The 6842-nt window shown below is 66.8% G+C and carries 6 protein-coding genes; 3 read left to right on the top strand and 3 right to left on the bottom strand.

Annotated elements, in window-relative coordinates:
• Window positions 1–110: 110 nt before the first annotated feature.
• Window positions 111–485: a hypothetical protein gene (locus AAF184_23945; GenBank protein ID MEO0425407.1), complete on the bottom strand. Its 375-nt coding sequence runs from the start codon at window positions 483–485 to the stop codon at window positions 111–113.
• Window positions 486–769: 284 nt separating this feature from the next.
• Between AAF184_23945 and AAF184_23950 the strand changes: the two genes are divergently transcribed.
• From AAF184_23950 to AAF184_23960, 3 genes are all read left to right on the top strand, one after another.
• On the top strand, window positions 770–1204 hold the full coding sequence (locus tag AAF184_23950; protein ID MEO0425408.1) for a hypothetical protein: 435 nt from the start codon (window positions 770–772) through the stop codon (window positions 1202–1204).
• 125 nt (window positions 1205–1329) lie between these two features.
• Entirely contained in the window at window positions 1330–2355 is a 1026-nt protein-coding gene (locus tag AAF184_23955; GenBank protein ID MEO0425409.1) for a hypothetical protein, read from the top strand.
• Window positions 2356–2431: 76 nt separating this feature from the next.
• On the top strand, window positions 2432–2791 hold the full coding sequence (locus AAF184_23960; GenBank protein MEO0425410.1) for a cupin domain-containing protein: 360 nt from the start codon (window positions 2432–2434) through the stop codon (window positions 2789–2791).
• Between the two features lie 71 nt (window positions 2792–2862).
• On the opposite strand, the gene AAF184_23965 is transcribed toward AAF184_23960, so the two are convergent.
• Both AAF184_23965 and AAF184_23970 read right to left on the bottom strand, forming a co-directional pair.
• The gene (locus AAF184_23965; protein ID MEO0425411.1) at window positions 2863–4848 is read right to left on the bottom strand and encodes a prolyl oligopeptidase family serine peptidase; all 1986 of its coding nucleotides are present in this window, start codon (window positions 4846–4848) and stop codon (window positions 2863–2865) included.
• Between the two features lie 161 nt (window positions 4849–5009).
• A complete protein-coding gene (locus tag AAF184_23970) occupies window positions 5010–6539 on the bottom strand; it encodes an amidohydrolase family protein (protein MEO0425412.1) in 1530 nt (509 codons plus the stop codon).
• Between the last annotated feature and the right edge of the window lie 303 nt (window positions 6540–6842).

Genomic DNA, 6842 nt, shown 5'->3' on the forward strand with positions numbered 1-6842 from the left:
CGCTGGGCGAGTGGGGGCAAGATTCGCCGCGCGGTGGGTGACTCGTTTGTCGCCCGTTGGCGCGCGCGACAACGGATAGGTTCCAGCTAAGCGCCTGGCGACGCCTGGATTTAGATCGGTTGTTCGGCGCGCAGGCGCAGCCAGCCGCGAACCACCCGGTAGATCACCCAAATGGTCAGGGCCGCGTAGATCAGCCAAGCGACCGGGATGCCGATGATGGTGAAGAAGAGGACGATCGAGACCAGCGTCCAGGCGAGGGCGTACCAGAAGGTGCGAATCTGCCAGCCGAAGTGCGAGTCCACCCAGGTGCCGCGCGCGTCGTCGCGCTTGAGGTAGTTGATGACCACGGCGATCAGCGAAGGGATGCCGGTAATGAAGCTGCTGACGACCAGCGCTGAGGTCAGCACACCCGACAGGATGGAGAGGCTGTGCAGCAGGTAGACGAGCTGGGCGACGTTGTAACTCTTGCGAGTGGCGGCATCCATGGGTGACGTTCCTTGAGTTCAATGTTCCATAAGCAGCGGCGGTCCGCCGGTGCGGGCGAACCGTAGCACACACAGCAACGCCGTCCGCCCCTTCCTAGCAGCGATGCACGCCCGAGGCGACTGGTCGCGGCGCACAGGCGAGGGCAACGCGTCAGCGCGGTTTAACCCCAGCCTTATGCGGCCTACGTCTCAGGCGAGCGCCGTGCGCGAGTTTGGCCACACCTCCGTGCAGCACCCGAGTGCGATGAACTGTGCACCACACTTGATCACTCGGGAACAACGCCATGCACACGCTGATTCGCGGCGCCATCTGCAGCCTCGCGCTGAGCCTCACGGGCGTGAGCGCCTGGGTGTACTTCAGCGAATACGTGTCGCCTGATGCCTCGATGGCCGGGGCGTCGACGCTCTTCGGTGAAGCCTCGCCTGCCACCAGGGAAGGGCTTACCGCAGGCGGCCATCTGGACCTGTCCGCTCGCGTGCTCGCGCGCAGCAAGATGAGTCCCCAGGTGGCGGCCCTCGCGGCTGCGGGCGACCGGCGCCTGTTGCGTCTCGAAGTGCAAGGCGAGGCGCGTGACCTCAACGCGCTTGGGGGGGCGCTCGTAAGTGCGGCGGGCGAGGGAGATGGCGCCGTGGTGGATCTGCCCGGGCGTGCCCTGGATCGCTTCGCCCTGCAAACCACCGTGCAGCGCGTGTCTCTGCTCGGCATCGTCACCCGTTGATCGGGCCGTTCGTTCGGTCGTACCTCGCCCCATCGCTCCGTATACTCGCCAGACGGGCACGCGGTGAGCTGTAACTTGAAACGCGCGACGCGAGGGCCCGCTTCGATCCAACGATAGCGAGCCTGATGACTGACACCCCGTCCCCCCATGAGCGCCGGCCGCAGAAGATCTGGCTGTTGGCGCTCGTGCCCGAGTCGCCCTTCGGCCGGTGGCTCGCCGCCGCTGCCATCCTCGGCCTGGGTGCCGCCGTCTACGGCGTGGCGGCCTGGCTCGTCGCCACCTATCCGGAACGCTACGCCAGACAGTTCTCGCCCACCGTGGCCGCATTCTTCGTGGCGGCTGTCGCCTACGTCGTGCCCGTCTTCCACTACATCACCGAACGCACCCGTGAGGCGTTGGACAGCCTGGCACCGAGGCTCCCGGCGCAGACCCTGGCGCTGGCACGTCGCTCGCTGACCCACAAGTCGACGCTGTGGGGCGTGCGCACCATCCTGGCTGGCGTCGGCCTGTGGTTGGTGCAGTCCCGGTTGCTCGCCGGCAGCTGGCAATACATGGTCGAGAGCCTAGGCCAGGGCTACGTGGCCATCGTGATGGACTTCGGCCCCTTGCCCGTCTGGTTGGTGATGACCGCCGCCACGCGGGCGCTGGTGGAGAACGCCACGAGCTTTCGGCGCCTCGCCCAGGAGGTGCGCGCCGACGTCTTCAGTCCGCCCACCTTCGCCCCGGTGGGCGCGATGGCCGTTACCTCCACCCTGTTCATCCTGGGCGCACTGGCCGTGCTGCCGATCATGTGGCTCGGCGGGCCGATCAGCTGGTGGACCACGCTGCCGGCCCTGCTGCTGTTCCTGCCGATGATCCCGGTGCTGTTGCTGCTGCCGATCTGGCCACTGCACCGCCGCCTGGTGAAACAACGCCAGGAGGCTTTGGCCGAGGCGCAGGCGGCCATCGACTCGGCCCGCCAGGCGTCGGCCGCCGACGGTGGTGCTCTTGCGAGTGCCCTGGCCCTTCGTCGCGAGGTGGTGCGCTTGCCCGTCTGGCCCTTCGACATCGGCGCGGTGACCCGTTTCCTCGCCTACGCCGTGATCGTGCCTCTGACCTGGGCCGGGGCGGCGCTGATCGAGATGCTGGTGAACACGATCGTCGGCGCGTAGTGCGGGCTGCCGGAGCCTGCAGGTGATCGGTCGCGAGCGGTTAGGCCCATTCCTTGCTCGGAGTACAGATTTGAATGTGAGCGACTTCTTCTTCAACTTCGCCGACGCCGAGGCGGGCACGCATCGCCAGCTCGCCCCCGGCATCGATACGCAGCTCTTCGTCGGCGAGCAGGCCATGTTCTCGGTGGTCAGCTTCGCCCCCGGCGCGCGAGGCTCGGTGCACGAACACGCCGAGGAGCAGTGGGGCGTGCTGCTGGAGGGGGAGGGCGTGCGCGTGCAGGACGGCGTCGAAGTGCCGGTCGGGGCGGGTGATTTCTGGCGCACGCCCCCTGGGGTGGCGCACGGCTTCATCGCAGGGCCGCAGGGGGCGAAGGTGCTCGATGTATTTGCGCTGCCCCGTGAGGCGTATCGTCGTGAGGGCGCCGGATTCAGCTAGCGACGACGATGACGCTGCGACCGGTCACGCACGCGGCGAGATCGAGGCGAGGCACCCCAGCGGCCCTCGCCTCATGAGCCCTCTTTGAGGTAGCGATCCACGAACTCCCCCATGGCCTGGAAGGACTGCACCCGCGTCGTCGGTGAGCTGCGAAGCCAGTGGTCTTCGCCCTTCAGGCGGACGAACTCCACCGATTTGCCGGCCTTATCCAGGCGCCGGCGCATGAGCTGGCTCTGGGCCAGGGGCACGATCGTGTCGTCATCGCCGTGGATGAGGCGCACCGGTGCCTGGAAGCGCTCGGCGTAGTTGGCGGGCGAGATCTCCTTCAGCTTCTCCTTCTCCGCCTTGCTATCGCCGATGACCTCGTTCCAGTAGGCAACGACCCAGTGATTGCGCCCGTACTGGCGGGCTTCAGCGCTCAGCATGCGCGGCAGATCGGCGACGCCCGCGATGGCGATGATGCAGCGGTACAGTTCCGGCGTGAAGGCGCCGCCGGCCAGCGCCGAATAGCCGCCGTAGCTGTAGCCAGCGATGCACACGCGATCGGGGTCAGTCACGCCCGTGTCGACGAAGTGCTCGAGCGTGTCGGTGACATCGTCCTGCATCTCCCGCCCCCAGCGGCCGTAGCCCGCGAGCAGGTGGGCGTTGCCGAAGCCGGTGGAACCGCGGAAGTTCGGCTGCAGCACGAGATAGCCCTTGTGGGCGAAGAACTGCGCGGTCTCATCGAAGCCCACCTGATCGTGGGCGGTGGGTCCGCCGTGGGGCAGCATGATTGTCGGCAGGGCGGTCGCTTCCGCAGAGCCCGGGGCGATGCCTGCCGGGTACGTCGCAATCACGGGGATGCTGAGGCCATCGCGGGCGGTCACGGTGAGGGTGGCGATCTTGCCGATCTCATCCGCTTGCATATCGGGGCGCGCGTAGGTGACGACCTTCAGGCTCGATGTGGTGCGATCGAAGAGGGTGAACATGCCCGGCGTGTCGTTGCCCTCGATGCGTACGAGCACCTTGTTCGCATCGTCGCTGATGTCGAGGATCCGCACGGAGCTGTCAGGGTAGGTGACGAGGAGACGGGCGATGTCCTGGGTCATGGCCTCGTCGTAGAACGCGTAGCTCGGGCGCAGGCCGGTGTAGCGAACACCGTAGGCGACGCCATCGCGTTGGAGCACGCTCGCGATTTGCGCATCGTCGCGGCCGAACAACGGCTTTGATCGGCTGCCGTCGGCGAGGGACAGGTGGTAGACGGCGTCCGACAGGCCGGACTCGTCCTCGTCGACGATGACCAGCGCCTTGCGGTCAGGGCTGAGGGCGACGACCCCGACGCGCCGGATCTCCGTCTCCTCCTCGAAGATGGTCTCCCAGCGCTTGCCCCGGCGCGCTTCGATCGTGTGCAGGTTTTTGCGGTCGGAGAAGCGCTCGCGCGCGTAGGGTTCCTCCGAACGGTCCACGAACCAATCGATCGTGTCGTGGGTGCCCTTGGCCAGGCGCGTCGAGCGGTTCGAGTCCAGGTCGATGCGGAATAGATCGTAGGGCGCGCTGTCCTGGTTGGCGCCCGCGTAGGCGGACATCAGCACGGTGGAGCCCTTCGCGCCCGTGCTGTGGATCGTCGAGAGGTTCAGTTGGGGGTAGAGCAGCCCTCGGGTGGTTCGCAGGAGTTGGGTGGTCTTCGCCGTGCGCCAGTTGGTCGAGATGGCTGCGCGGAACTCGTACTCACCCCGGTACCCGGAAAAGCTGGTCGTCATCGACTTGAAGAGCACCAGGTGATCGTCGTCGTAGAAGCGGTAGCCCCAGAGCTTGTCGCTGGTGGTGTCGAAGTACTTAGGTTTCCCCTCCGCCAGCGACAGGATGCCCACCACGCGCTTGTCCTCAATCCGGCGGGTGTACGCGATAACGTCCCCGTTGGGAGAGAGCGCGACGTCGGAGAACTCCGCGTCCTGGGCGAAGCGGATCGCTTCTGGGGACTGGGCGACGGCGAGGCTCGTGGTGGCGAGCAGGCCGAGGAGCGCGAGCACGCGAGCCGTGCTGGGGGAAGTGGGGCGTTGGTCCGTTGGGGAGTGCATGGATCGATCCGAGCGGGAGAGGTGGCACGATACCCTTAGGCTAACCCAAATCGGAGCAGGCCTGCGCAGCCCCGTGGAATCCCGTCTCGGCAACACTCGTGATCGATCTTGGCGATTCCTATGTCAACCCCGCGAATCGCTTCCTCCGCAACGTCCGCTGCCTATCGCCGAAGGCGTCCCAGCAGGGGCCTCCCAGGCATGACACCCTGTACGCTCTCCCCCGAGGACACCACTGGCACCCCGTTGACGATCACGTGCTCTATACCTTGTGAGAACGACAACCCTCCCTCGAAGGTCGCCGTGTCGATCACCGTGGCAGGGTCGAAGACGGTGATGTCTGCATCGGCCCCCACCTGCAAGCGCCCCTTCCCCCGTGCCGCCGGGGCCATGCGCTCCAGGCGTTGCGCTGGCAGCAAGGTCATCTTGGCGAGGGCGCTCATCAGGTCTAGCGAGCCGCGCTCGCGCACGTAGCGCCCCAACACGCGCGAGAAGGTGCCGGCGGAGCGCGGGTGGGCGCCCGGCGCGTAGGGCATGCCGTCGGAGGCGATGATCGTGGACGGGCGTGCGATGCCGGCTTCGATCCAACGCTCCTTCATCATGTGGATGATGACCACACCGCCCTGTTCGCGATAGCGCGCGAAGGTGTCCGCCGTGAGGCGCTCGCCGGTGTCCTGCCACTGCAGATCGCCGAAGCCGATGCTTAGGCGACCTTGCCAGTCCCCGTCGAACAGGGAGCTCTCCAGGTAGGTCGATGCCGCGGTGTAGGGATACATCTCCGTGGTGACGTCGATGCCGCGGGTCTGAGCGCCTTCGATCAGATCCAGGGCGTGCTCGATGTCGCCGAGGGCCATGCTGTTCACGTGGACCACGTGGGCGGTGGCACCGGTCGCCGCCGCGTTGGCGATCATCTCCTGTATACCGCGCACGCCGGGGTCGCGTACGTGCACGTAGATGGGCGTGTCGTGAGCCGCTGCGAACTCGAACAGATGCAGGATCTCCTGCCAACTCGCCCCGGGTTGATAACCCACCAGCAATCCGATCCCGAGCGCCCCGGCTTCCAACTCCTTCACCAGCGCGGCGTCGAGCTTGACAAAAGCGCCGTCGGCGACGGCCTCGTACGCGCTGGCCCCGGCCGATTCGAAGAGATCGGCGACGGGTTCCTCATCAGCCCCGGCGGCGGCAAGCTGTTGCTCGTAGCGCCTGATGGGCGCCGAGAAGGCGGGCATGGTGAGCGCTCGGCCCATGAAGTGGGACGCCGTGGCCCCGTAGTTGATCAACGCCTTGCCCTCGCGGCTCGCGAGCCACTGGCGGAGAAAGGGCGCACCGCCCTCCAGTTCCAGGGCCGTGGTGACGCCATCGCGCGCCTGATATTCGTTGGCCGCGTTGGTCTGACCGTGGGCGTGGAGATCGATGAAGCCAGGGGCCACCACCAGCCCGTGCGCGTCGATGGCCATCCGCCCTTGGAGGGGGCCTTCGCTGATCTCCGCGATCCGATCCCCCCGAATGCCGATGTTGCGCACGGCGCCGAGGCCGGTCTCCGGGTCCATGACGCGACCGCCCGCAATCACGAGGTCGTAGGGCTCGGTGAGCGTGACCTGCTGAGTCTCGTGATGGTCGGCGAGGGCGGTCGTACCACCCATTACCAGGAGGCAGCCTAGGAGTGTGCTCAGGACGGTGCTTCGAATCTGCATGGATCGCTCGATGATGGGTCGACGGGTCGAGGCAAGACAGTCCGTCACGGGCTGGCGGCAGTCAAGCCGCGGCGTGGCTGCACCGCCGCGTGCTGCACTCTAGCGGTGCGGGCAGCCAGCGTGCGATGCTCCACAGCACACGTAGGAAGAGGAGGGCCACCGTGAAGCTGTACGCCGATCCCATCACCATCAACTGCCGAAAGGTCCTCGCCGGCCTGGACCTCATCGGCGCCGAGTTCGAGACGGTCCACGTCGACTTCTTCAAGGGTGAGCACAAGACCGAGGCGTTCACCAACATCAATC

It is taken from the genome of Pseudomonadota bacterium (assembly GCA_039815145.1).
Classification (GTDB): Bacteria; Pseudomonadota; Gammaproteobacteria; order Steroidobacterales; family JBCBZW01; genus JBCBZW01.

Excerpts from the sequence above, each read along its gene's own strand:
- AAF184_23970 (MEO0425412.1), bottom strand. The coding sequence starts at position 6,539 with ATGCAGATTCGAAGCACCGTCCTGAGCACACTCCTAGGCTGCCTCCTG.
- AAF184_23955 (MEO0425409.1), top strand. The coding sequence starts at position 1,330 with ATGACTGACACCCCGTCCCCCCATGAGCGCCGGCCGCAGAAGATCTGG.
- AAF184_23965 (MEO0425411.1), bottom strand. The coding sequence starts at position 4,848 with ATGCACTCCCCAACGGACCAACGCCCCACTTCCCCCAGCACGGCTCGC.
- AAF184_23950 (MEO0425408.1), top strand. The coding sequence starts at position 770 with ATGCACACGCTGATTCGCGGCGCCATCTGCAGCCTCGCGCTGAGCCTC.
- AAF184_23945 (MEO0425407.1), bottom strand. The coding sequence starts at position 485 with ATGGATGCCGCCACTCGCAAGAGTTACAACGTCGCCCAGCTCGTCTAC.